This window comes from Brevibacillus brevis NBRC 100599, assembly GCF_000010165.1.
GTDB lineage: Bacteria > Bacillota > Bacilli > Brevibacillales > Brevibacillaceae > Brevibacillus > Brevibacillus brevis_D.
Map to the genome: position 1 here is coordinate 6,189,289 of NC_012491.1, position 24,681 is coordinate 6,213,969.

Annotated in this window: 22 protein-coding genes; 4 read left to right on the forward strand and 18 right to left on the reverse strand. The window is 46.3% G+C overall.

Annotated features, from left to right (window positions below; genetic code table 11):
- Window positions 1-23: 23 nt before the first annotated feature.
- From BBR47_RS29145 to BBR47_RS29175, 7 genes are all read right to left on the reverse strand, one after another.
- The gene (locus BBR47_RS29145; RefSeq protein WP_015894000.1) at window positions 24-284 is read right to left on the reverse strand and encodes an HPr family phosphocarrier protein; all 261 of its coding nucleotides are present in this window, start codon (window positions 282-284) and stop codon (window positions 24-26) included.
- Between the two features lie 16 nt (window positions 285-300).
- Entirely contained in the window at window positions 301-2,241 is a 1,941-nt protein-coding gene (locus BBR47_RS29150; protein ID WP_015894001.1) for a PTS fructose transporter subunit IIABC, read from the reverse strand.
- A 16-nt stretch (window positions 2,242-2,257) separates the two neighbouring features.
- Window positions 2,258-3,169: a 1-phosphofructokinase gene (gene pfkB / locus BBR47_RS29155; RefSeq protein ID WP_015894002.1), complete on the reverse strand. Its 912-nt coding sequence runs from the start codon at window positions 3,167-3,169 to the stop codon at window positions 2,258-2,260.
- Complete coding sequence (locus tag BBR47_RS29160) at window positions 3,166-3,921, reverse strand: DeoR/GlpR family DNA-binding transcription regulator (protein WP_015894003.1); 756 nt, start codon at window positions 3,919-3,921, stop codon at window positions 3,166-3,168. The genes pfkB and BBR47_RS29160 overlap by 4 nt, the downstream gene beginning before the upstream one ends.
- A 200-nt stretch (window positions 3,922-4,121) precedes the next feature.
- Complete coding sequence (locus tag BBR47_RS29165) at window positions 4,122-4,364, reverse strand: ABC transporter substrate-binding protein (protein ID WP_162023136.1); 243 nt, start codon at window positions 4,362-4,364, stop codon at window positions 4,122-4,124.
- A 20-nt stretch (window positions 4,365-4,384) separates the two neighbouring features.
- On the reverse strand, window positions 4,385-4,636 hold the full coding sequence (locus BBR47_RS29170; RefSeq protein WP_155801112.1) for a hypothetical protein: 252 nt from the start codon (window positions 4,634-4,636) through the stop codon (window positions 4,385-4,387).
- Window positions 4,637-4,750: 114 nt separating this feature from the next.
- Entirely contained in the window at window positions 4,751-6,250 is a 1,500-nt protein-coding gene (locus tag BBR47_RS29175; RefSeq protein ID WP_015894006.1) for a malate:quinone oxidoreductase, read from the reverse strand.
- 349 nt (window positions 6,251-6,599) lie between these two features.
- Between BBR47_RS29175 and BBR47_RS29180 the strand changes: the two genes are divergently transcribed.
- Window positions 6,600-7,148: a hypothetical protein gene (locus BBR47_RS29180; protein WP_015894007.1), complete on the forward strand. Its 549-nt coding sequence runs from the start codon at window positions 6,600-6,602 to the stop codon at window positions 7,146-7,148.
- 43 nt (window positions 7,149-7,191) lie between these two features.
- Here the strand turns inward: BBR47_RS29180 and BBR47_RS29185 are convergent, their stop codons facing one another.
- The gene (locus tag BBR47_RS29185; protein ID WP_041749734.1) at window positions 7,192-7,638 is read right to left on the reverse strand and encodes a DMP19 family protein; all 447 of its coding nucleotides are present in this window, start codon (window positions 7,636-7,638) and stop codon (window positions 7,192-7,194) included.
- Between the two features lie 132 nt (window positions 7,639-7,770).
- Between BBR47_RS29185 and BBR47_RS29190 the strand changes: the two genes are divergently transcribed.
- Window positions 7,771-9,150 (forward strand): SMI1/KNR4 family protein, encoded by a 1,380-nt coding sequence (locus BBR47_RS29190; RefSeq protein ID WP_015894009.1) that lies wholly within the window; start codon window positions 7,771-7,773, stop codon window positions 9,148-9,150.
- Between the two features lie 71 nt (window positions 9,151-9,221).
- Here BBR47_RS29190 and cysI read toward each other — a convergent pair whose 3' ends face one another.
- From cysI to BBR47_RS29230, 8 genes are all read right to left on the reverse strand, one after another.
- On the reverse strand, window positions 9,222-10,943 hold the full coding sequence (gene cysI / locus BBR47_RS29195) for an assimilatory sulfite reductase (NADPH) hemoprotein subunit (RefSeq protein WP_015894010.1): 1,722 nt from the start codon (window positions 10,941-10,943) through the stop codon (window positions 9,222-9,224).
- A 34-nt stretch (window positions 10,944-10,977) separates the two neighbouring features.
- On the reverse strand, window positions 10,978-12,804 hold the full coding sequence (locus BBR47_RS29200; RefSeq protein ID WP_015894011.1) for an assimilatory sulfite reductase (NADPH) flavoprotein subunit: 1,827 nt from the start codon (window positions 12,802-12,804) through the stop codon (window positions 10,978-10,980).
- Between the two features lie 154 nt (window positions 12,805-12,958).
- Window positions 12,959-16,111, reverse strand: a complete 3,153-nt coding sequence (locus tag BBR47_RS29205) for a hybrid sensor histidine kinase/response regulator (RefSeq protein WP_015894012.1) — start codon at window positions 16,109-16,111, stop codon at window positions 12,959-12,961.
- Window positions 16,112-16,264: 153 nt separating this feature from the next.
- Entirely contained in the window at window positions 16,265-17,122 is an 858-nt protein-coding gene (locus tag BBR47_RS29210; protein ID WP_015894013.1) for a class I SAM-dependent methyltransferase, read from the reverse strand.
- A gap of 342 nt (window positions 17,123-17,464) precedes the next feature.
- Window positions 17,465-18,214 carry a CsxC family protein gene (locus BBR47_RS29215; RefSeq protein WP_015894014.1) on the reverse strand — a complete coding sequence of 250 codons (750 nt, stop codon included), beginning with the start codon at window positions 18,212-18,214 and terminating at the stop codon, window positions 17,465-17,467.
- Window positions 18,215-18,767: 553 nt separating this feature from the next.
- The gene (locus BBR47_RS29220; protein ID WP_015894016.1) at window positions 18,768-19,505 is read right to left on the reverse strand and encodes an ATP-grasp domain-containing protein; all 738 of its coding nucleotides are present in this window, start codon (window positions 19,503-19,505) and stop codon (window positions 18,768-18,770) included.
- Window positions 19,506-19,510: 5 nt separating this feature from the next.
- Entirely contained in the window at window positions 19,511-19,702 is a 192-nt protein-coding gene (locus BBR47_RS29225; protein WP_015894017.1) for a hypothetical protein, read from the reverse strand.
- Window positions 19,703-19,759: 57 nt separating this feature from the next.
- A complete protein-coding gene (locus BBR47_RS29230) occupies window positions 19,760-20,602 on the reverse strand; it encodes a helix-turn-helix transcriptional regulator (RefSeq protein WP_015894018.1) in 843 nt (280 codons plus the stop codon).
- Between the two features lie 133 nt (window positions 20,603-20,735).
- Between BBR47_RS29230 and BBR47_RS29235 the strand changes: the two genes are divergently transcribed.
- Window positions 20,736-21,476, forward strand: a complete 741-nt coding sequence (locus BBR47_RS29235; protein ID WP_015894019.1) for an SDR family oxidoreductase — start codon at window positions 20,736-20,738, stop codon at window positions 21,474-21,476.
- A gap of 225 nt (window positions 21,477-21,701) precedes the next feature.
- Here BBR47_RS29235 and BBR47_RS29240 read toward each other — a convergent pair whose 3' ends face one another.
- Window positions 21,702-23,189: an IS1182-like element ISBbr1 family transposase gene (locus BBR47_RS29240; protein WP_041749735.1), complete on the reverse strand. Its 1,488-nt coding sequence runs from the start codon at window positions 23,187-23,189 to the stop codon at window positions 21,702-21,704.
- 152 nt (window positions 23,190-23,341) lie between these two features.
- Window positions 23,342-23,920: a TMEM175 family protein gene (locus tag BBR47_RS29245; protein ID WP_015894021.1), complete on the reverse strand. Its 579-nt coding sequence runs from the start codon at window positions 23,918-23,920 to the stop codon at window positions 23,342-23,344.
- A 254-nt stretch (window positions 23,921-24,174) separates the two neighbouring features.
- On the opposite strand from BBR47_RS29245, the gene BBR47_RS29250 reads away from it, so the two are divergent.
- Complete coding sequence (locus tag BBR47_RS29250; protein ID WP_015894022.1) at window positions 24,175-24,630, forward strand: tellurite resistance TerB family protein; 456 nt, start codon at window positions 24,175-24,177, stop codon at window positions 24,628-24,630.
- Window positions 24,631-24,681 lie beyond the last annotated feature (51 nt).

Below are 24,681 nucleotides of genomic sequence, written 5' to 3' on the forward strand. Positions count from 1 at the left end.
TCCAGAGGGGGCTTCCTGTCATGTTACCCGTGAACGGACATGAGCAATTTGCCAAGCTCCTCCATTGCTTGCTCTGCCTGTTCTCCAGTGATTTCAAGGGTGATTTGCTCCCCCAACTTCGCACCCAGTGTCATCAAGCCCATGATGCTTTTGCCATTGATCTTTTTCGTGCCCTTGATCACGTTTACCTCACAAGGAAACGAGGTAGCCTTTTGTACGAATAACGTTGCCGGACGGGCGTGCAGTCCAGTCGGATTTTGAATGGTGAAAGTTTTGGTCAACATCTGGTTCCAGCTCCTTTTACTCTACCGCATCTTTTTTCAGAACTTTTAGCATGAGTGCCGTAACCATTGTTCCGGCAAGAATGGAAACAAGGTAAAGCGGCCAGTTGCCGATTACCGGCAAAACGAATATTCCGCCATGAGGGGCTGGCAATGTGCACCCAAACAGCATCGATAACCCGCCAGCTACGGCAGAGCCAACTACGAGCGAAGGAATGACGCGTGTCGGATCAGCCGCCGCAAACGGGATCGCCCCCTCCGTAATGAAGGATGCTCCCAGGACGTAAGCGGTTTTACCCGCCTGCCGTTCTTCCATGGTAAATTTCTTCTTGAACAAAGTAGTCGCCAAAGCGATTCCGAGCGGTGGAGTCATCCCTGCCGCCATAATGGCTGCGTGAGGGGTATAGTTTCCCTCAGCAATCATCGCAATCCCAAACGTAAATGCTGCTTTGTTGACAGGGCCACCCATGTCAAAGGCCATCATTGCACCCAAAATCACACCAAGGATGACGGCGTTACCAGTGCCCATGTTTTTCAACCAGTCACCCAGCGCTGTATTGGCGGCAGCGATTGGGTCAGATACTACGTACACCATGACAAAGCCTGTAAGCAAAATCCCAAACAGCGGATACAACAGCATCGGCTTGATACCCTCTAACGATTGGGGTAGTCCAGCCAACACTTTTTTCAATCCGACCACAATATATCCGGCCAGGAACCCTGCGATGATTCCTCCGAGGAACCCCGAGCCGGAAGTAGCCGCCAACAAGCCTCCTACCATACCGGGAGCAAAACCCGGGCGGTCAGCGATGCTCTTGGCGATAAACCCAGCCAATACCGGGATCATCAGCTTGAACGCAGTTCCTCCACCGATATCCATCAGGACTTTAGCCAGCGGATGGAAGGACGGATCGTTTGGATCAAACGCCTTGATCCCAAACATAAAGCTTAGGGCAATGATAATCCCGCCACCCACGACAAACGGGAGCATGTTGGATACACCGTTCATCAGGTGCTTGTAAAAAGCAGGCTGCTTCGCTTTTTTCTCCGCCTTTGCTTCTTGGATATCGTCCTGATAGCTGGTCCCGCCTCCGCGGTAAATGCTTCCCTTTTGCTCTACTGCGCGCTGAAGCAGTTCTTCGGTATTGCGTATCCCTTCCGCAACCGGCACTTCAATGACGATCTTGCCAGAAAATCGCTCCATCTCCACTTGCTTGTCAGCAGCTACAATCACCGCTGTCGCTTCCTCAATATCCTGCAAAGAAAGCTTGTTTTTCACACCCCCGGAACCGTTCGTCTCTACCTTGATGGCAATCCCCAGCTCTGCTGCTTTTTTCTTCAGCGCATCGGCGGCCATGTAGGTATGGGCGATCCCGGTCGGGCAAGCGGTTACCGCAACTACTTTTATCGGCTGTTTCTTTGAGGTCTCTTGTCTTTCCTGTTGCTCTTCTAGCTCCTTGCTCTCTACAACGCTTTCATTTTCGCCCTGGATTTCTTTTTCTTTGCGCGTGATAATCTCGAGAACCTGTTCCTTGGTTTCTGCGCGCGTCAGCTCCTGACGAAATGCTTCATCCATGAGCATCTGAGAAAGCAATGCCAATGTTTCGAGATGGGCCTGGTTGGCGTTCTCAGTAGCCGCAATCATGAAGAAAAGATGTGCTTTTTGGTTATCCAACGAGTCAAAATCAACACCCTCTTTGGAAAAACCGTACGCAATGCTAGGAGTTTTGACCGCTGCTGTCTTGGCATGCGGGATGGCGATTCCTTCTCCAATTCCGGTGGAGCCTTGTGCCTCGCGGGCGAGAATGGCCTGCTTCATTTCTTCCTTGCTGTTGAGCCGTCCAGCTTCGTCCAATTTTTCAATCAACTCATCTAAGACCGCTTCCTTGGAGGAAGCAGACAGAGGGAAAAGAATCGTTTCAGCTTTTAGCAAATCGACAATGCGAATCTCGTTATTCATCGTTGAACCCCCTTTATCAAATGGCGGTTATTGTGATTTCCGGAAGAAATGCTTTTATCTTTTCATGTGTACAGAAGTCTTCCGACAGGGCAGTCGTGCTCCCCGCGGCGACGGCAAAACGAAACGACGCTTCCGTATCCATTCCCTGCCTATAGCCATAAAGGAATCCGGCAACCATCGAGTCTCCGGCACCGATCGAATTGACTGGTTTGCGCTGCGGAATCTGGGCGACATAGGCCGCTTGCCGATTGACAAATACAGCACCCTGACCAGCCATCGAAACGATGACGTTCTGTGCGCCCATTTGCAACGACTTACGCGCCATGTCGATCGCCTCTGCTGGTGTGGCAATCGTCACCCCAAACAGTTCCCCCAACTCATGATGATTGGGCTTGATGAGAAACGGCTCTTCCGACAAACCGGTTTCAAGCGCTTTCCCCTTTGCATCGAGGAAGATACGTACGCCCTTGCCACGCAGCCGCTTCATGATCGTCTGGTACATATCAGACGGCAAGCTTTTCGGCACGCTTCCCGCGAGTACCAGATAATCGCCGCTCTGCAAGCTGTCGATCTGTTGCATCAGCCTTTGGAGCGCTTCTTCCGGGATGTCCGGTGAGACACCGCTGATATCCGTTTCGGTCTGCGCCTTTATTTTTAAATTGATTCTGGAATCCTGTCCGATTTGAATCAAGTCATGAGAGATGTCGGCTTGCTCGATCTGCTGTTGAATAAACGCTCCCGTAAACCCACCGACAAACCCCAGCGCCGTGCTGTTTTCCCCGAGTACGCGGAGAACCTTTGATACATTTATGCCTTTTCCGCCAGCGACCTTCCACTCTTTTTGGGCCTGATGAATAGTTCCTTGCGACAGAGCAGTAATCCACAAGTGGTAGTCAATCGATGGGTTCAGGGTTACTGTGTAAATCATGCTTTCACCACTTTAAGAGTTGATAATCTGCCGTAAACTTGTTGTTCCTCTTCGCTCAATCCGTCATCCGTGATTACCGTGATGCCTTGCAGGTCTCCCACTTTGGCAAAGGTGACCCTGGAAAACTTGTCAGAGTCGGTCAAGACAAATCGCTCGTCAGAAAACTGCAAGGCCAGCTGCTTGACGTATGCCTCATCCGGGTCAGGTGTGGTCAGACCGTGATGCTGGTCAATGCCGTTGGTCCCGAGAAAGCATTTGTCGAATCGGTATTGACTGAGCGCAGTGATCGCATCACGCCCCACCATCGACAGTGTAGCCGCTTTCAATTCTCCGCCCAGCAGGATCGTCCTGATATTTCGCTTGATAAGCTGAAGGGCAATGTCCACCCCGTTGGTAACGACCATGATATTTTCGTAAGGTAAATAGGGCAGCATCTGATACGTCGTAGTTCCCGCATCGATGAAAATAGAGTCGTGTGGTTTTATCAAACTGGCGGCATATTTGGCGATCGCCAGTTTCTCCCGCTCATGTTTGACCGATTTTTCCAGAATCGTCGGCTCTTCGATTTTGCTCTGTAGCACAGACGCCCCTCCGTGCACGCGTTTAAGCAAGCGCTGTTCTTCCAATTCGCTTAAATCTCGCCGGATCGTCGATTCCGATGCCCCAGTCGCTTCCACAAGCTCATGAATGCGCACAATATCTTTTTCTTCCACTAAAGCTACTATCAGTTGATGACGTTCAGGGGTTAGCATCGTATCCTCCCTTCTCCTAGTTGCACCAGGATTGATTTTGATTATACATTCAAATTCAATCAAAAACAATCATTAATAGTCATAATCAGTCAGTGATCGTTCACTCCTTCGGATAACAGACAAAGCTACCTCAAATCATCGGAGTGGCTTCCATATGAATCTATCCTAAACTTAGCTTGCCGAATGAACGCGACCGCGACTTACTCTGCTTTCATTTTTTCAAGGACAAGCGCTATCGATTTCTCCTTGATGTGGGGGAAATCACTGATGATCCAGTGAGGAACGACATATACATGATTGTTTTTGACTGCTTTTAACTGCTGCCATAAAGTGCTGTTAGTTAACTCTTGGAATCTCTTATCGGATTCTTCGTCTGGACCCTTGGCTGGATTTCCAACCTGAATGAAAATATGATCTGGATTCAGCTCCGGCAATTTTTCCATAGAAATAACTTCAAACTTTTTCATAGCTTCCATTGAGGGAGCGGCTTCAATCCCAAATCGCGGGCAATCGTCGCGGCAAACAGTTGATTCGGTCCGTGAACCCGATATTCTTTTGCCATGGCATAGGGCTTGATGCCAAGAGCGTAAAGAGAGTCAGCCGGCCGATAATCAAGCACTGCAATTTTCTTCGGCTCCCCTTTTATGGTGGTTTTTCCGGAATAGTGTTCAATGACCCGCTGTGCGGATGATTGATTGTTACGTGCAGTAGACATTTGTTCCTGGCTAGCACCGCAGCCGATGAGGAACAAGCAGCTTACCAGAATGAAAAAAAGAACCTCCAATCCAAAAACGGATCGAAGGTTCACTGTAAGATTGCCATTAACTAATTAACTATAAGCCAGTTCCTTCTCGCTTAGACCCAGCGCCTCGTCAGTCGAACGTTGAATCTCGTGGAGAAGCTCTTGGTTTTGCATGAGTGACACGCCATAAGAAGGAATCATTTCTTTGATTTTCGGTTCCCACTCTGCCATACGTTGTGGGAAGCATTTTTCTAATACCTCAAGCATAACCTGAACAGCTGTAGAAGCACCTGGAGATGCGCCGAGCAATGCAGCTACGGAGCCATCAGCGGCACTAACTACTTCTGTACCAAATTGAAGGGTACCTTTTCCTGCTGGTGTATCCTTGATAACCTGCACGCGTTGGCCCGCTACCACGATACCCCAATCCTCGCTTTTCGCATTCGGAATGAACTCCCGTAGTTCTTCCATGCGTTTTTCATGCGATAGCATAACTTGCTCGATCAGGTATTTGGTCAATGCCATTTCTTTTACGCCTGCCGCCAACATCGTGATGACGTTGTTCGGTTTTACAGAAGTGATCAAATCCAAATTGGAACCTGTTTTTAAGAACTTTGGCGAGAATCCCGCAAAAGGTCCAAACAGCAAGGATTTTTTGTTGTCGATGTATCTGGTATCCAGATGCGGTACCGACATTGGAGGAGCGCCGACCTTTGCTTTACCGTACACTTTTGCATGGTGCTGCTCTACCACTTCCTGATTTTTACAAACCATGAACAATCCACTTACCGGGAAACCGCCGATATGTTTGGACTCTGGAATACCAGTTTTTTGGAGCAGATGCAAGCTACCGCCGCCACCGCCGATAAAGACGAATTTGGCAATATGCTCTTCGATGTTGCCGGTGCCCATATTGTACACTTTTAATTTCCACATGCCGTCGCTCGTACGTTTGATATCCTCAACAGCATGTTTGTAGTTAATCGCGACGTCTTTCGTCTTCAGATAATCAAACAACATACGTGTCAAAGCACCAAAATTGACATCCGTACCAGAGTCTATTTTGGTTGCAGCTATTGGTTCATTCGTTGCGCGGCCTTCCATGATGAGCGGAATCCATTCCTTCAGTTTTTCAGGGTCATCGGAGTACTCCATCCCTTGAAAGAGAGGATTGTTTGCCAGCGCTTCAAAACGCTTTTTCAAAAAGCTTACATTCTTTTCACCTTGCACCATACTCATATGAGGTATTGGCATAATAAAGTCTTGCGGATTTTGGATGAGATTGTTTTTTACAAGGTAAGCCCAGAATTGTCTGGACAGCTGAAAATGTTCATTGATTTTAATCGCTTTGCTAATATCTATAGACCCGTCAGCTTTCTCGGATGTATAGTTCAGCTCACAGAGTGCCGCGTGGCCAGTACCCGCATTATTCCATTCGTTCGAGCTTTCCTCGCCTGCTTTTGCGAGTTTCTCAAAAACTTTGATTTCCAACTCCGGTGCCAATTCTTTTAGTAATGCTCCCAGAGTTGCGCTCATGACACCTGCACCAATCAAAATAACGTCTGTTTTTTGCTGTATGGAGCTCATATTACCCTTCCTTATCTACTGTTTTTGTAAAAAAGAAGTAGTAGCTCCTTGCCCCGTTGCAAGACGCTACGAAAACATCTTACCTTTCACAACTATAACTATATCATAGAAATTATTTATTGATTCAATTATCTATTATAATTAGAGGATTAATAACTATTTAATGTTGGTAAAACAGGGAGGATTCCGCAAACGGTACCTGAGGAACCCATAAAAACCATTGTCTTATCTCAATTTCTTGCAGGGATGAAGGATTTGGTTTGTTATTACCAGTGAGGAGATTAGCATATAAATTCCGCTATGACCATGGTATATACTGGAAATATCTCATATCTAAGGAGAGATGGAGATGAACTCTTTGACCCACCTGACAAACAACATTCCGTGGCAACGTTTGACGACAGCCTATGGCAGAGGGACGGACATTCCGCAGCTTATACAGACCGGGCAATATGAGGAATTGGCCAATCTAATCGAGCACCAAAGCACCTTGTGGCAGACGACGCCTTGGGTGCTGCTGATACTCCTGCAGAAGCTTTCCAAACAAAAACCAGAGCAAGTCTCTTTGCAGGAAATTCAGTTGTACACGGCTGTAGCTTCTGCTATAAACGTGGACGAAATGGATTCACAAAATGCGGTTGAGACCATGAACGAGCTACTGGACGAAAAGTACTTGTGGCCAGAGGACGAGGAAGACGATGAATTATGGTGGGAAGAAGAGGAGCCGCGGGGTTATGAGCAGGAAGCATTTTTCAGCTATTTTTCTTACAGTTATTTGCTGCTAAAAGACGCCATTCCCGTTTTCACTGCGATTATGGAAGAGAATGAGAAGCTCGCTCCCGCTATTCAAGAGCTGCTGCTTATGCTCCAGTCAGAAGGGGAACGTGCTGTCGAATAGGCATCGGTGTCTCCTATGATAGTCCGTACCCACCCACGTCTCCTTATGACGGGGCGGGTATTCCCAACTGCTGTACGTAATATCGATGGGCAACTTCTGCAATGCGATCCTGGTCTTCCCAGAAGCTCTGATCAAGCTTATCCAGCCGTTCTGCCTCTTCCTCAGTAAGAAACTGTGGAATATCCCAAAGTTGGGTGAGGCGGTTGTCCTCTGACAAATGCTCGATGCAGGCATATCCGGACTGGACGATTTCGAGTGCATGGACTGCCCCGATGGCTTGTAAGGCCCGTACCGCGTAGATATATGCCTCTTCTCCCCAGTTGCAAAAAAACTGCAAAAACCCGCCGTTATATACATCAGCTTCCAACAACCATAATGCGGCAATTTCTTGTTCCTGTGAGGTCAGTGTGTTCCAGCCCGAAGCATTCTTTTTCTGTACAAAGGCTGCGGCAAAATCGAACCATACATCATGGATATCCATCTTACTCAATCCCCTTCTAGATCAGCTATGCACAAACAACACGAAATAAATTAATCTTATATGAATACATAGTCGTTTGGTAGATGGTGGTAGCTTCGCGTGGCTGGCATCTAAGAAAAAGAATCGTTTAGGAGGTTTGCAATGGATCAGGTACTTATCGAACAATTGAATCGCTGGCATGAAGAAGACGAACAGCAGCGAATTGTGGACTTGCTGTTAACCGTTCCCGAGGAGGAACGAGAGTATGAGGCGGTCAGCCGACTGGGCAGAGCTTATAACAACCTGGGACTTTACGATGAGGCGCTCAACCAATTGAAGAAAATTGCTGAAGCAGGTCAACAAGATCCAATCTGGCACTTTCGAGTAGGTTTTGCCCTCTATCATTTGAAAAGATATGAAGAGGCGACTGAGGCATTCCGCACCTCAGACAAGTTAGAAACCGGCAATCAGAATACTGAATCATGGTTAAAGTGGAGCTTGCAAAAAGCGGAAAAGCAGCAAAGACAGGAGCTTCGGATGGCAGCCAAAAGGGCAGCGGCTGTTGAGGGTTCAGCATCGGAGGAAGTTCCTTTTTCGAACATGTCGTTTGAAGACTTTTGGGACGACAGCGAGTACGCGAAAAAGGCATATCAATCCGCGCCACCCACGGATGAACTGATCGCATCGATCGAGGAAGAGCTGGGATACAAGCTCCCTGCCTCCTATCTTGCACTCATGAAGCAGCAGAATGGCGGCATTCCGAAGAACACGTGCTTCCCAACAGAGGACCCTACCTCCTGGGCTGAGAATCACATTGCCATTACGGGTATTTTAGGCATTGGCCGCGAGAAAAGCTATTCGCTCTGCGGAGATCTCGGCAGCCAGTTTATGATTGAAGACTGGGGCTATCCCGACATTGGAGTCGTCATCTGCGACTGTCCTTCAGCAGGTCATGACGTAGTGATGCTAGATTATCGGGCATGCGGGAGAGATGGTGAACCCGAAGTCATTCACGTCGATCAGGAAAGCGATTATGAAATTACTTTCCTGGCTGAAAATTTCGAGGCGTTTATCAGAGGCTTGGTGAGCGAAGAAGAATACGATACCTCCGAGGAGGACAAGGAAGTGGCTCTTTACAAAGTAGCCCACGGAAAGTTTTCTTCCTTGCTGGAGGAGCTGTGCACGCCCGTATCGGAAGTGGAACAAATCGATCAGAAAATACGCAGCATTTGTACACGAATTGTAGAGGAAAAAGGCTTTTTCTCTTTTCATGCGGATGAACTCTCGTATCTGATGTACGATGTGCAGTTTTGGCTTTACACGAAGTCATATCCCGATACCACTCGCGAACAGTACCTGGCTGTCTATGAGAAAATGATCGCCTTTGGCGGAGAATTCGGGCAAGGCGGATATGCTCCAGGATGGATCAGCGAGTGGCTGGATCGTCGCAAGGAGGAAGGTCGGATCGTACAGGAAAATGGACACATCCGGTTTACAGATCAGTTCGCATCAGAAGTGATTCAGCAGCTTCGAGAAGCCTAAAAAGCATGCAAGCAACAAAGAGCCCACGTCGTCGCGGGCTCTTCTTTTATTCAATTGACTGCTAGGCCGTACTACTCATGAAAATCGAGTCCCGATCTGACTTCTTTCACATACCCTGCCCGAATGACGAAATCTCCGAAGTGTTCGCCTTCTTCGCGTTCCTTCGCATACCGATTTAAAATTGGCCGCAGTTCATTCAATATTTCTGCTTCTCCGATGTTTTCACGATACAGCTTGTTCAATCGATTGCCAGAGAAACCGCCGCCCAAATACATGTTGTATTTACCGACAGCCTTCCCAATAAAAGAGATTTCTGCAAGTGCAGGTCTTGCGCATCCATTTGGGCACCCTGTCATACGAATGACGATCTCCTCATCGCGCAAACCCGCCTCATCCAAGATCAACTCGATCTCATCCAGCAGTGTAGGCAAATAACGTTCTGCCTCAGCCATCGCGAGTCCGCAAGTCGGCAACGAAACACAAGCCATGGAGTTTCTCCGGAGTGCAGAATAGGTAGCTCCATCGGTGAGCCCGTATGCTTGAATGATCTGTTCAATTTCCGGCTTCTTTTCACTGGTGACATTCCCGATGAGGAGATTTTGATTCGGCGTCAGGCGGAAGTCCCCTGTATGCACCTTGGCAATCTCTCGCAAGCCGGACTTCAGGAGGTAGTTGTCCTCGTCTTTTACACGGCCATTCTGAATGAAAAGGGTAAAATGCCAGTTATCGTCGCTCCCTTTTACCCAACCGTAGCGATCGCCATTATGCTCGAAGTGATAAGGTCGTACCTGCTCCAATTCCCAGCCCAGTCGCTGTTCCAGTTCATGGATAAACCATTCGATTCCGCGGTCGTCGATCGTATATTTGAAGCGAGCATGCTTCCGCACCGCACGATCTCCATAATCTCTCTGGATCATGACCGTTTTCTCGGCGACTTCCAGTACTTGTTCCGGTGTAACGAAGCCGATCACCCGCGCCACCTGCGGATACGTCTTCGGATCACCGTGGGTCATTCCCATTCCGCCCCCGACCGCTACGTTGAAGCCCAGCAGTCGACCTTCCTCATGAATGGCGATAAAGCCCAAATCCTGCGAAAAAACGTCAACATCGTTGGCAGGAGGTACGGCGATGCCGATTTTAAACTTGCGCGGCAAATAGACAGGCCCATAGATCGGTTCTTGCTCTACTTCATCCCGACTGTCGACGACTTTTTCTTCATCCAGCCAGATTTCATGATAGGCGCGAGTCCGGGGGTCCAGATGATTGCTTATTTTTTTGGCCCATTCGTACACCTCTTGATGAACTTCCGACTCGTACGGGTTCGGGTTGCACATAACGTTGCGGTTGACATCCCCACAAGCAGCTAGTGTACTTAGCAAGGCTTCGTTTACTTCTTGAATCACCTGCTTCATATTCCACTTAATCACGCCATGCAGTTGAAAAGACTGACGAGTCGTCAGGCGAATCGTTCCATTCGCAAACTGCTGGGCGATATCGTCCATCATCAGCCATTGTTCTGGTGTGACAACGCCACCAGCGGCACGCACGCGGACCATGAATTGATAGGCCGGCTCCAGCTTCTGTTTACTCCGTTCATTGCGAAGATCCCGATCATCCTGCATGTAGCTGCCATGAAATTTCATCAGGCGGTTATCATCCTCAGGGATAGAGCCCGAAATCCTGTCTTCCAGCGTTTCCGCCAGACTTCCCCGCAAGTAATCGCTTTTGCGTTTAATGTCCTCTACGTCGCTGTGAGGAGCACTGTTTGACGAAAGCAAATGATTTTCTGACATGGTTCCTATCTCCCCTCTCATTCTTTCTCGAAAATCAGTAGACATCTCGCTGATAGCGTTTTTCCTGCTGCAACCGTTTCAAGTACGCAACGACCTCCTCTGAATCAAGTCCACCCTCTTGTTGGAGAATGGTGACCAGAGCTGCGTGAACGTCATGCGCCATCCTTTTCTCATCTCCGCATACGTATACGTGCGCCCCATCCTGTAGCCATTGATAAAGCTCCTTACTCTTCTCAAGCATCCGGTGCTGAACATACACTTTTTCGCTCGTATCTCGAGAGAACGCGACATCCATATGCGTCAGTACGCCCTGTTTGAGCCAACGCTGCCATTCGAGCTGATAGAGAAAATCTGTGGAGAAATGCTGGTCGCCAAAGAAAAGCCATGTCTTGCCCGTCGCCCCAAGCTCCTCCCGTTCCCCCAAAAACGCACGGAATGGAGCGACACCCGTTCCGGGACCAATCATGATCAACGGGGTGTCCGGGTTGGCTGGAAGCTTAAAGTTGGGGTTATGCTGCACAAATACTGGCAGCGTATCCCCCGCCTCCAAACGATCCGCGATATAGCTCGAACAAACGCCGTACCGATCTCGACCATGAGCCTGATAGTGAACATTGCGAATTGTAAGATGAACTTCGTCTGGGTAGGACTTCAAACTGCTTGAGATCGAATAGAGACGAGGCGGCAGCTTTCTAAGGATGGAAACAAATTCTTTGGAAGACACGCCCTTCAAATCGTAGTCCTCCACCAGGTCTAGCAAATCCCGATTTCGAACATACTCGCGAAGCTTTTGCTCCTGTCCTTCCGCAAGCAGTTCCCGCAACCCGTTTCCTGATGATAGCTTTACGGCTTGTTCCAAGAGAGGCTTGGTGAGAACCGTGATTTCAAAATGACTGGATAAGGCCTCTTCCAACGTGCGCTCTTCCCCGCTTTTATGAATGGGAACAAGTTCTTCCGGCTTCCAGCCCATCGCGTCTATCAGCTCACGGACAAGGTCAGGATGATTTTTAGGATAGATCCCCAAACAGTCACCCGGTTCATACTCGAGACTGGAACCCTCAAGGGAGATTTCCAGGTGGCGAGTTTCCTTATCTGATCCCCGTCCGTTCAGATTCAAGTTCTCCAAGACCACAGCCTGAAAGGGATTCGACCGTGAATATTCGGTCTGTGACGCTGACCCGATCACTGCGCCGCCCACGATTGCGCTTGCCGCAGCAGCCTGGGTTGCCGAAGTTTCACTGAGAGAAGCCAGGACCTGATTCATCCATTCGGAGGCGTGCTCGTCGTAATCCACATCGCAATCAACCCGGGGAGTAAGACGCTTGCCGCCTAACTCTTCCAACCGCTTGTCGAACTCCTTGCCAGTTTGGCAGAACCATTCATAAGAGGTATCGCCCAATGCCAGCACAGAAAAACGCAGGCCCTCCAATTGCGGTGCTCTTTTGCTGTGTAAGAATTCATGGAAGGAAATGGCGTTGTCCGGTGGTTCACCATCTCCGTGTGTGCTTACCACAACAAGCAGGTTTTCAACCTTTTTCAACGCATTCGTCTTGAAGTCGCTCATAGAGGAAAGTGTTGCGTGGAAGCCGTGCTCCTGAAGCTTTCCGGTCAGCACCTTGGCAAGCTTTTGGCTGTTCCCGGACTGAGATCCGAAAAGCACTGTCACCTCTTTGGAAATGACTGGCCCATTCGTAGCTGAAGTGGCTTGAAACCCAGCGGCCATCGGTGCTTCCACTTTGTGAAAAGCTGCAAGATATCCGCTCAGCCAAACCTTTTGCACTTCTGAAAGCGTGGGCAGCAACTGATTTAGGAGCTCTACTTGTTCCTGACTAAAAGGACTGTCTGTCACCTTAAGTACCAACGATATGCACCTCACACGAGAAAAGTTAATTCCGAGTAATCTTATATGATTATTTACTTTAAGCTACCACAGTGAGTAGAACCCGAGCAATTGGAATTCGTTATTGTCATCATAAGTTTTCCTAATCGTTGGAAAACAACAAAGAACCCCGATCCTACGATAAGGAATCGGGGTATTTTTCACTCAAATTCTTACTATTCAACTTGTTGCGTACATGAAAAGTTACCTTTGTCCCTGTACCTTGCGTACTTTCGATATGAAGCCCTGTTCCGAAATGCCGTTTTAAACGCTGATCGGTATTGATCAATCCGACTCCTGACCTGCTATCTGCTTTTCTTTCTAACAGTCGTTGTATTTGATCTTCGTCCATTCCAATCCCATCGTCTTCAACGGTTATTTCCACATGCGTTTCCTGAACAGAAATCCGAATCGTAATTTCCCCCCCACGAATGCGGTTCATCACACCATGTTTGATCGCATTTTCAACGAGAGGCTGGATCGTAAGAAAGGGGATTTTTACGTCCTCACAGTCATCTATCTCCCAAACAACTTGCAGTCTTTCTTCAAACCGAACCTTTTCAATATACAAGTAAGAGCGCACCAGACTTAGCTCCGTTTCGATCGGAACAAGCCCGTCCATATCTTCAAATTTGAATTTATTCCTCAAAAAATTGCTAAACTCGTAAAGCAAATCGCGCATCTTATCCAAATTAATGTCACTTAAAGCTGTTACCGCGCTCAACGCATTAAATAAAAAATGAGGCTGGATTTGCGCTTGTAGCCATGCAGCTTCTAATCGCAGTTGTTCCCGGACAGATTGTTTAATCGTAGTGAGCGCCTCGATCCGCGATTTTATTTCCATTCCCTCTATTGGTTTGGTCACGTAATCGTTTGCTCCCGCTAAAAAACCACTTTGAATATCTTTTGGTTGGCTTCTTGCGGTAAGGAGCAAAACAGGGAGCTCTGTGAGTGTAAACCGCTCGCGGATCATTCTTGTCAGCTCATAACCGGACATCTGCGGCATCATAATATCGGAGATGACCAGATCCCATTCCCCTGTACCCAATATGGCTAATGCTTCCTTCCCACTGGTCACCATTGTTACCTCATATTCGTCTGGAGGCAGTATGGCTTCCAGCACCTGAAGGTTAACAGGGTCATCATCCACAATTAACAGGCGCGGACGATCGCGATTTACTTCCAATAAAGTTGTTGGTTTCGTAGCCCAAGAGCTCTCCGCTTTATCCTGAATCGGCATAGGTTGTACGACTGACGGTTCGAATGACCGAGAAACAGCTACCCCTTCCTCCGCTTCCATATGTGCCCATTGTAACGAAAAGGTAAATGTCGAGCCTTCCCCTAAAACGGAGGACACATCAAACGTACCTCCATGGAGCTCAACCAGCTGCTTGCTTATACTAAGACCCAACCCAAAGCCACCTTCAATCATGGTCTCGCTCGTGCTGGCTTGTTCATACGGGTGGAACAGGCGCTTTTTCATGTCCTCGTCCATTCCGATTCCTGTATCATGAATCTCAATAAAAGCTCTTCCGTCCTTGGCAAACGCTTGAATGGAAACGATCCCTTCATTCGTATATTTCACAGCATTGTGAAGTAAATTGAAAACGATTTGAATCACCCGGTTCTCATCCGCGTGTACGGGTGGAAAATCTTCAGGGATTTCATTTACGATTTTTACAGACTTCACATCTGCGTTAAATTGCAGCATATCAAGTACCCCAGTCACGATGGGCTGAATCCATATGGCTTTTTTCTGTAAGCGCGGGTTGCCTTCCTGTAAACTCATCACATCAATTAAATCATTTAATATCAAGGTCAGCCGTCTTCCTACAGATAAAACCGTTTCAAGCTCCTTGATACTCCTTTCCTGCAACAAATGTCGCTCCCGATTTAAAACGGATTGTGACATATTCAGAATGCTATGGAGTGGATTTTTAAATTCATGTGAAGTGTTGGCCAGAAATTGATCCTTATGGTCATTCATTCTTTGCAAGGTTGCAGCAATTTCTTTTGTGTTGGCATGCATGATGAAATAACCCTTAAACCATACAGTGGCTAAGCACCCCATCGAAATAATCAGATCAAATGGATAGTAGACAAGACTCATACCGCTTTCCCGCCAGATTAACGACCAAATAAAATGGTGAAGCAACGCAAGAAATGAAAAAAGCAGTAAAAGATTGCCCTTGATGTCTTTGATCAATTTCCTAAGGATGGTTATCAACGTGATCACTGCAGCAATACCGGCCACCAGAAAATAAACTGGAAATAACATCGTCACCTGATCAGGGTCTAAAAACAACGTAATGCCAGCAATCCCAAAATTCATCACCCTGTATACAGGATACACCCTGCTCCAATAAGGAAGTTCGCGATGATTCATACACTCCAACAAAGCATAGGCCCCAATGACGAGGGCGAAATTCGTTAATCGAAAATCCCACTCAATGCCGATGTAAAATAATTGGTGGAACAGCTTCTCATCATTGCTTAACACGCTAGTTAGCGCTATACAAAATGTCAGCAAAGAAAAATACAGCAGATTCTTTTTCTTATCTCCCAGTAAAAATAAAATAAACGCATAAGCAGAATGTATGAGAAATATCATGGCTGCCAGAAGCTGCGTAGAAACGGAGACTTTTATTTCCTTTGCAATGGCTTCTTCTGAACCAAATTTAATGGATCGAACAATGCCGCTGCTTCGACCATCCACATAATTTGCCGCCTGAATGACGATGTCGATTACGCCGTTTTCATCTGCCGTAAAGGTTGAAGAATAAGGCAGATTCTTCGCAATATATTCATCCTCCGACTCGCCCACCTGCCCGGATTTCGCAAGCAAACGACCGTTTACATATAATTCCGATGCCGTGCGCACGCTGGGTACACGAATGCTATAATTCAGGTCCTTTTCTGGATCCACATACAGACGCAAGCGATAAGAAGCAAATCCATAGGGAGTTGACTTGTCTGTATGCAAAGCTTCATTCCATCTTCCCGGAACCTGAATAAGCGATGGCCCCTTCTCGTTTACACCTTGTTGCCGTCTGCCATCCATCAGCCATTGAGAGGGATAAAACTCCCACTCTCCATCTAGCAAGAGAGTGTCGCCACCTTCTGCATTCCAATCACGCAAATCGAATTGCCCATTCTTAATGTCCGCTTGTTGATCACGAAACGATTCCATCCACAAAATCCGCGCACCGGATAAGATGATAAGTAATAACCCGAGTAATAGTAGGATATGGCTCTTTTTTATTTGGTATTTGGGTGAATGATTTACCAAGAAGTATTCCTCTCCTAGTCAGTTTCTTCTCTGACATTCAAATAGAATCTTTCCATAATTTAGCATATAGATTATGACAGAGAAATACAGTTGCCATAGAAAAAGCTACGTTTATCTGAAAGACAACGTAGCTTATCAATAGAAGTTATCACTCTATGTAGTGGCTATCAGGAATTCTTCTCCGCTTGGCAGCGAAAGACCATCGGTGCGGCCGGTAAAGTAGCGCTGGTTAAGTTCTGCCGAGGATACATGCTGGACTTTTCGGAAACCAGCTTCGCGGGCCAATGACAGCATCTCCGGCGGTGTGAAAAAGCTGATGAAAGGCGTGCCGCTTGACCGCGCTCCCTTTTCTGCCTCTTCAACTTCGGGACGTTTCTCCGTTTCTGTAAAGGTAAAGGGGAGCAAAAACGTCATAGCCAGCGTGGAGCCTGGAGCAAGCGTCGCTACTTGGCGCAGCGTAGCCATAATCGCATCCTTCGTAAGGTACTGGGTGACGCCAGTGGATGCTACCACCGCTGGTCGGCTAGCATCAAAACCGGAGTCCTTTAGTTGCTCCCACCAGGACCAGCCTGCCTCGAAGTCAACGGGTACGAGTCGTAACCACTCGGGGATGCCAAAGCCCAGCTCGTTCAAGCGTTGCTTCTTCCAACCCTGCGTGTCTGGCTGATCGACCTCGAAAATCCGCATCTGAGAGGCGATTTCCGGTCGTCGCTGAGCAAAGGTGTCCAGGCCAGCGCCGAGGATAACGTACTGGGTGACGCCTTGTCCGAGCTGTTCGGTGACCAAATCCTCAATAAAGCGAGCACGAGCCACGATAGATGCTCGAAACCCGCTGGTGCTCTTTGGGTCCATGTCGGGACGTTGGCGCCAGTCGTCTTCCGGAGCCACCAGTCGCAGACCGATCTCGTCTTCTAGTACATGCGGTGGAGAATCGATCTGTGCGTGCAACGCCCGCCACAACGCGACCCGCACCGCCGTGTGGTCTGGCACCGTAGTTTGCTTATCATGCATGGCTGCTCTCTCCTCTCGATTCGTTTCCTTCTCGTTTTCGATACAAAATGACTTCATTTTAATATGCTCCCATTTAATAGGACCATCCTGACAAATAGCAATTCAATACTTCTAGACCACTCTCCTCCCTAGACTTAGCTTCACCTAGTCTCAGTTGCATCGATGAAAGGTACTGTCCGCACCATCACCTTCACAGGAGTTCCCGTTTTTAGTCCTTTCCTGCACTGCCTTTTACACGCTGTTTTATGTGGCCTCTGGAAGGTTAAGACCATTTCCGAAAATGAAAAAAGGCCATTCCCCCGGCCGTTTGGCCGATGGGGAATAACCTTCTTAGATAAAAACCTATTCTTCACAACCAACTGTACCTGCAGGAGGAATTGCAATTTGTTGTGTAGCAGCAATTAATAACTGTTGTGTTTGTAACACTTTTACAGTAAGGTCTAGGACAATTTTTTCAGTCAGGCTATTAAACGTTCCCTCAGGTGTTGCTATAACCGGTGAAAAATCAAGTTCATAGAAGTTAGCAGCTACCAACTCACCAAATGGTTGTTCGTTGTATTTCACAAGATTTTGGAAGAAATTTTTATCCAAACGTGGAACCTGGCCATCCGTCTCATTAAGGAAAAATGCTTTACTCGCCTCAGAGATACCAATAATTGGCCTTGTTAAAAATGTTGTGATATCAGCAAAACCTGTAAAAGGAACATCCGCAATTGTATCTAAAAGTGCTCCAGTACATGCAGCAGAAGCATATTCAATATTTTTGCGAATGAATCCTCCTACAAATAACTTGGCTCTTGTAACATTGAAAAAGTCTGTAGTACCAATACGCGTAAATGCGACAGGAACAAGTTTAACCTGATTGAGGAATACATTTTTTACCACTCTCTTAATCTCAGTTGCTGGTGGGTTAAGTGGAATATTTGCTTCTACAACGATTTGAAGAGTTGGCTCTACAAGTACAACTGGAACTTTAATGGTTGGTACAGCTGCTTGAGAAATGATCGTAGTTGGTTCGACGGTTAATGGAATTTGTTCTGTCGAAATCACTGGACATGCGGGGGTCACTTGCTCTGGTTTGATGACGCTCATAATTGGAAATCAACTCCAATTTTAAAATTTGAGTGTTTTAAACTCACTATCACTATATTCCGCATTCCTTTTTTAGTAAGGGCAATTCTCTTAGATAACATAACCATTTTACATGAGTAGGTGTTTGATTACGTTATCACTTAAATTTTAGTGCCATCACAACTAATTCGAACTGATTGAATTTGTAGTATGTGAACAACTAATTTTCATGCTATTTTTTGACGTAATTGGTAAAAATTCATTACTGCCTCTTTTTGAATTGTAGTACCATTTGCTTTGTCAGCGACAGAATACTCGATATTTTGATGCATATATCCCTCCAGGAACAAATTCCCCCCGGGCCTTTCTTGTTTTTCCCCCTAATAATGGATGCAATTAGGTAGGATAGGATATATTAGCACCGGTTCTGCTACTACCTGTTCACGTTTTTTTCCATTGTCTGTTCATCAACTTCTTATTTTTTGCATACAAAAAGACTCACTCTATCTACAACAAATAGAACAAGCCTTGATTACAGCATTGTTATTCCTTGTTAGAAACCGATGGTGTAGAATCAGCTTCTTAAATAGTCTTTCGTCCCTGTTAATTCCGACCATCTGGCTGAAAGAAACTTCGCATAGTTTAAAGGAGCGATTCCATATGTCCCTAAAGAATGACCATCATTAATCTCCACCAGCTTCATATTCCCATCTCGATCAATTCCAAAATCTAAACCATAGGCAGCTGGCGCATCAATAAAATCATTAACCGCACTTTTTATAATACGTAGATCTAATTTTGAATCCCAAACACCTTTGTACTGCCTAATATCAAGTATTTCTCCATATCGTATGAAGCAACGCCATTCTGTTACAAAATTAACGATTTCCGAACACCAAATTCTCGTATCCTCATCCTGTTCAATCAATCCGATAAAATCTTTATATTCTTTTACCACTTTTCCAGCAAATTTTTTTGTTATGTCTTTCGGTTTTATAAAAACGTTCCAATCCTGTTTATTTTCAAAAAGCTGTTGAATCGTTGAAGTCCATATTTTCCTGCCAAAATAACTAGATAAAGAATCTGGGTAATCTATCTCTCCTTGGCTTCTTTCTATCCCCAATATTTCAAGACGTTTTCTCACGTTGCCAATACCGCCAACTACTATGTCTTCTGGATTCTTTTCTTTTATTTCATGAATATCATGGAACTTAATGATCTCCCATCCTAATGAACTGAAACCTTCAAAAGCAATAAATGCATTTACATTGTAGAATTCTCCACTTTTGTTTGCCTGTATATACGCTCTCATTCATATCACTCCATCATTTCATACGGGTTTTTCTTTCTCCATCGCCTGCTTGAGCCATCAACTTCGTTTTCATAATCTGACCATTCCATAATGTCATTTTCGAAGCCAGCAATATCAAACAACTCACTTTCCATCCTAATGCGCTCTGATACGCCTTTGCATACTCCGCACGCTAAGGCAACGAGCTCTTGTTCCATTTGCTTCACCCCCATCCTTTCATCTTGCCAATCCCGTCTCTATGAAATAGCGTTGCTTCATGCTAAACGAGACTCGTCTATCAGATCTTTTAACTGTTCATCAGTCCCCGTGTTCTCGATTGGTGTATATACTCTCATCACGAAGTCACCACTTTCGGGCAAGGCAAAAGAATGGTAACGAAAACTCAACAGGCCAGCTTTAGGATGCTGTATCACTTTTTCCCCTTTCGAAGTCCCGGATACATCATGTCTTCGCCACCACACTCTAAACTCCTCACTCTGTTCACACAATTTGTCAACGAATTCCCGATACCACGAATCATTCATGTACAAAGCGTATCGGCTTCTAAAATGAGCCAACAGCATCGTGGCGACGTTTTCCCAATTCACAATGCGAGCCTCGGTCTCCTTCATCATGAAGACTCTCCAAAGTATATTTCTCTCAATCTCTGCTATCTGATTAAAGTCTCCGCAAAGCGTACTTGTCATTTTGTTCCACGCTGTTACGTTCCAGTGTCTATCGATGACATAGGCAGGGTAGCTCCCCATCCTGTCGAGAATTTGTTGCAGGGCTGGAGAATTTGATTCGCCTACTGTGACGTATGGAACTACAGAACTATTTGCCAATACAAACAAATGATTGCGCTCGTCATGGCTGAGTTGGAGCGTCCGCACCAAACTCTCCAGCACTTGTTCTGATACCTGAATATCCCTCCCCTGCTCCAGTGCCGTGTACCAAGGCAAAGAAATCCCTGACAGAGTCGCCACTTCTTCCCGCCTAAGACCAGGCGTACGACGACGTGCATTTTCAACAGGTATTCCCGCCTCTTGCGGGGAAAGACGGGAACGACGGGTCCGGAGAAAATCAGCTAGCTCCCTTCGCCTTCTTTCATCATTCATACGATCATACACCTCAATATCCTACTAGGATTTATACTACTTTTCCGAATCGTACTGTAAATACAGAGCTGTTTGTCAATTTATGAAGCTGATTATAATCGACTCATCACCTATAGAGAAGGAGGACGATCTTATGGGAAATCTGGAACTTTGCAGCAGTTTGAAAGGCAAGCGTGTTATCCTGCTCGGAGGAACTTCTGGAATGGGATTTGCGACAGCGGAAGCCGCTGCGCGTGAAGGGGCATATGTTGTTGTAGTATCCAGTCGAAAAGAGAGAGTGGACGATGCTGTCTCGCGTCTCCCCAAAGGTACGGAAGGATATGTGGTTGATCTATCGAATGAGGAGCAGATTCGCGTATTTTTCAGCCGTATTGGTGAATTCGATCACTTGGTTTTCACCGCTGGAGAGCCATTTCAGCCCGAAAATCTCAACACGGTAGACATGGACAAGGCACGCCAATTCTTTACCATCAGGTACTGGGGTGCAGTTATGGCAGCGAAATATGGCTCAGAGAAAATCAGGCAGAATGGTTCCATGATTTTTGCTTCCGGCACCGCTTCAGTTCGGCCTCCAAAAGGATTGACGATCGCAGCCAGCATTTGTGGTGCTATCGAGTCTCTGACAAGGGCGCTAGCCGTCGAACTGAGTCCACTTCGTGTCAACGCCATACGTTTCGGATTCATGCGCACTGAGTTATGGGACAATATTCCTGAAGAAGAACGAAACACCATGTACGAGACTGTCGGGAAATCCCTCCCCGTTGGCCGAGTGGGCGAACCCGAGGACGCGGCCGAAGCGTTTCTCTATTTAATGCGTGAGAAATACTCAACCGGTCAGGTCATCGTCGTAGATGGCGGTTCTTCGCTGGTATGACAACGAATCCATTCAGCTTTCATCGGCGAAATGCCCTCTTATCGAGGGCATTTTCCATGTCGGTCATCCCCCCTTATGATATGGCTCACTGGGTTGTCTGTAACAACAGCACTTGAAAAAAAGAGTCTCCGGTTTGGAGAGCCGTGCAAAATACTCTCTATCTTGAAAAGAGACGTTCTCTTTTGGAAATTTTCGGTCCGTAGAACCTAAAAAATGGAGGCTACCTCATGCTGAGGTGGCCTCCATTTTGGCTTGGAGTTTTATCATTCGCTTTACATTTACTGTAAAGGCAGTTAATATGGCTTGGATTTGCATACGAAAGAGACCACGGTACTTGGCCCTGGTTAATCCATGATACCTTTTTAACTCAGCATTTTTATGTTCAATAATCGGTCTACGACGGATACGCTCTTGGAACACTTCGCTGTTCTCAAATTCGATATGCTCCTTGTAATGTTCCGCCATAATCCTGAAGGAATAGGTCTTGTTCTTTGCACCCGGTTTTAAACAGCCTTCTTTCAGCGGACATGCTGTGCATTTGTGTATATCAAAGTAGAACACGAGAGAACGACTATCGCCACTTTTTTTGCTGCCTTGCACAGCTTTACGGACACTGTTTTGTCCTGCCGGACAAATAACAAAATCTGCATCTTTGTTGTATGTAAAACCCTCTTGCCTTGATCCGCCATTATGGACGACAGGGTTTAAAGGAACTACGGGTTGAATCTTTTTAGATTTCATTTCAGCTAAGTTGTCTTTACCTGAATATGCAGTGTCAGCAATGATTTCATGGACTTCTATTCCTGTGGATATCGTTTGACTTAGAAGCTCTTTGAATTGCTTTCCATCATCCGAACTTCCCCCAGTAACTTCTACAGCCGTAATGATCTCTTCCTCCGTCATGGCGATATGTTCTTTGTAACCAAAAAAAGATTTCGTATAGCTTTTCCATCCAAAGCGTGCGTCTGGATCAATAGCCGACAGAATCCCTTTTTGGGAAAGAAGGCGCTCGTCTTCTACAATCCTCTTGGCGATCTGAAGTTTTTCTGAGATAGAACCCTCATGATCAGGTATTAGCGTCTCGACAGCTTCTCCCAGCTCCGCTAAGTAATGTAGCATGACTTTTTCCGCATTTTCCTGTTCTTTCTTTATCACTGGCATCCGAGGAAGTTTCTTTTCAAGTTTGGAATGCTTTTTTACAACGACACGAAATAGACGTTTTGCCGCATCTCGTAAAACGCCAAGTGGCTTTTGTTTTTGCGAAGCTGCCAATGTATGAGTAGAATCCATGATAATCGTCTTCGACTTGACGAGTCCTTTCTCGATGCACTGGCGCACAACTGATCGAAGCACCTCATCCACACCCGCTGCTCCCAATCGATGGTTACGAAATCGGGATAATTGAGAAGGGGCTGGTAGCGTGTCTTCTGGATTAAGGCCAATAAACCACTTGTAAGCAAGATTCACCTGAGCTTCTTGAATCATGCGCTCATCCGAAAGATTGTACAGAACTTGCAAGAATAACAAACGAAACAGAAGCTCTGGCTCGTTGGCAGGTCTACCGTAATATTCACAGTACGAAGAACGAACCAGATCATGAATGAACGTGAAGTCGACGACTTCATTTATTTTACACAATGGATGATCTCCTGGAATGAGTTTGTATAATTCGGCATGGAAGGACGCCGTCAATTGTTTGGCAGGCTGTAGCACTAGTCCCAGCTTCTTTCGTTTTATGTTTATTATACAACGAGACCCAGTACCTAACGGTACTGGATCAGTCTTTTTACATATTATAGGAGTCGTTTTGCACGGCTCTCGGTTTGGAGACCTCTTTTCGCTTCCCATACTTTTCTCGGGTCCAATTATTCGCTTCTCAAAATGTGCTCGATTCGCTTTTCCGGCACGACCCAAATCGCGGCAACGAGTACGTAAAAGAAGCCGGATACCCATGGACCCACATACGCGGTCAATATCGCGAGCAAATAGAGAACAGGCGATATTTTCACCTTCCAGTCTCTGCCCATTGACTTCACGAATGCAGAATCTCCAGAATGCTGGCTAATGATTGCGAGCTGAAGCATTCTGTAAGAAATCGCTGCAAGCAGAAGGATAATCCCGTACAATGCCATCGGAGTGGGCGCAAACTGGCTTTCCCCCATCCACGCGGTCGTGAATGGAATAAGGGATAGCCAGAAGAGCAATTTCAAATTCAGCCACATGAGCCGCCCGTTCATTGTGCGAACCATATGCAGCAGATGATGATGGTTGTTCCAGTAAATGCCGACATAAACGAAACTGAAGATATAACTAAGAACTTTTGGGCCTAGTTCGATTAACGAATGCCAATCGTGGCCTTCTGGTACTTTGAATTCCAGTACCATAATCGTAATGATAATTGCCAGCACGCCATCGCTAAACGCTTCCATCCGGTTTGCTCTCATTTGGTGATCACCTATTTCCCGCTTCTCGCGCTGAATTGATCGAATAGATATCCATAGTTTATTCTAACTTTTCTTCATACTGTCAAGCACAACCTTTCCCTCATTCGGGATCGTTTTAATGGACCTAATGGATTCATTTATTATGGGAACTAGAACATTTACATATTATGTATCTCTTTTGCCAAAATATATCTATTGATGTAAGATTGTAGAATAAACGTATAAGTGAGAAATTTGTCGATGGAGGTAATAGAATGTCATTTTCTGGCACATTTACGAATTGGCTTAAAAACACACAAGCATCCTTGCGAGACCAGGTAAAGAAGTTTCAGAATCGTGACTTCATGGATGCAGTCGTTGCCGGATGCGCATTGGTTGCCGCCGCTGATGGACACATTGAATCCTCTGAAAAGCAAAAGATGGCCTCTTATATCAATCGAAGTGAAGAATTGAAAGTTTTTGATATGAACGATGTAATTAGCCGCTTCAACCATTTTGTCAGTGGATTTGAATTTGACCACGGCGTCGGGAAGATGGAAGCACTCAAGGCAATCGGCAAATTAAAAAATAACCCAGAAGCAGCGCGAATTCTTATCGGCGTCTGTTGCGCAATCGGTGCCGCTGACGGTGACTTTGACGAAAAAGAGAAAATAATCGTTCGGGAAATCTGCCAGACCGTTAATTTGAATCCAGCTGATTTCCAGTTGTAACAAGCGAGATTGCCTCGGGCCAAGGGGGCAGTCTTGTTTTTTATCAATGGC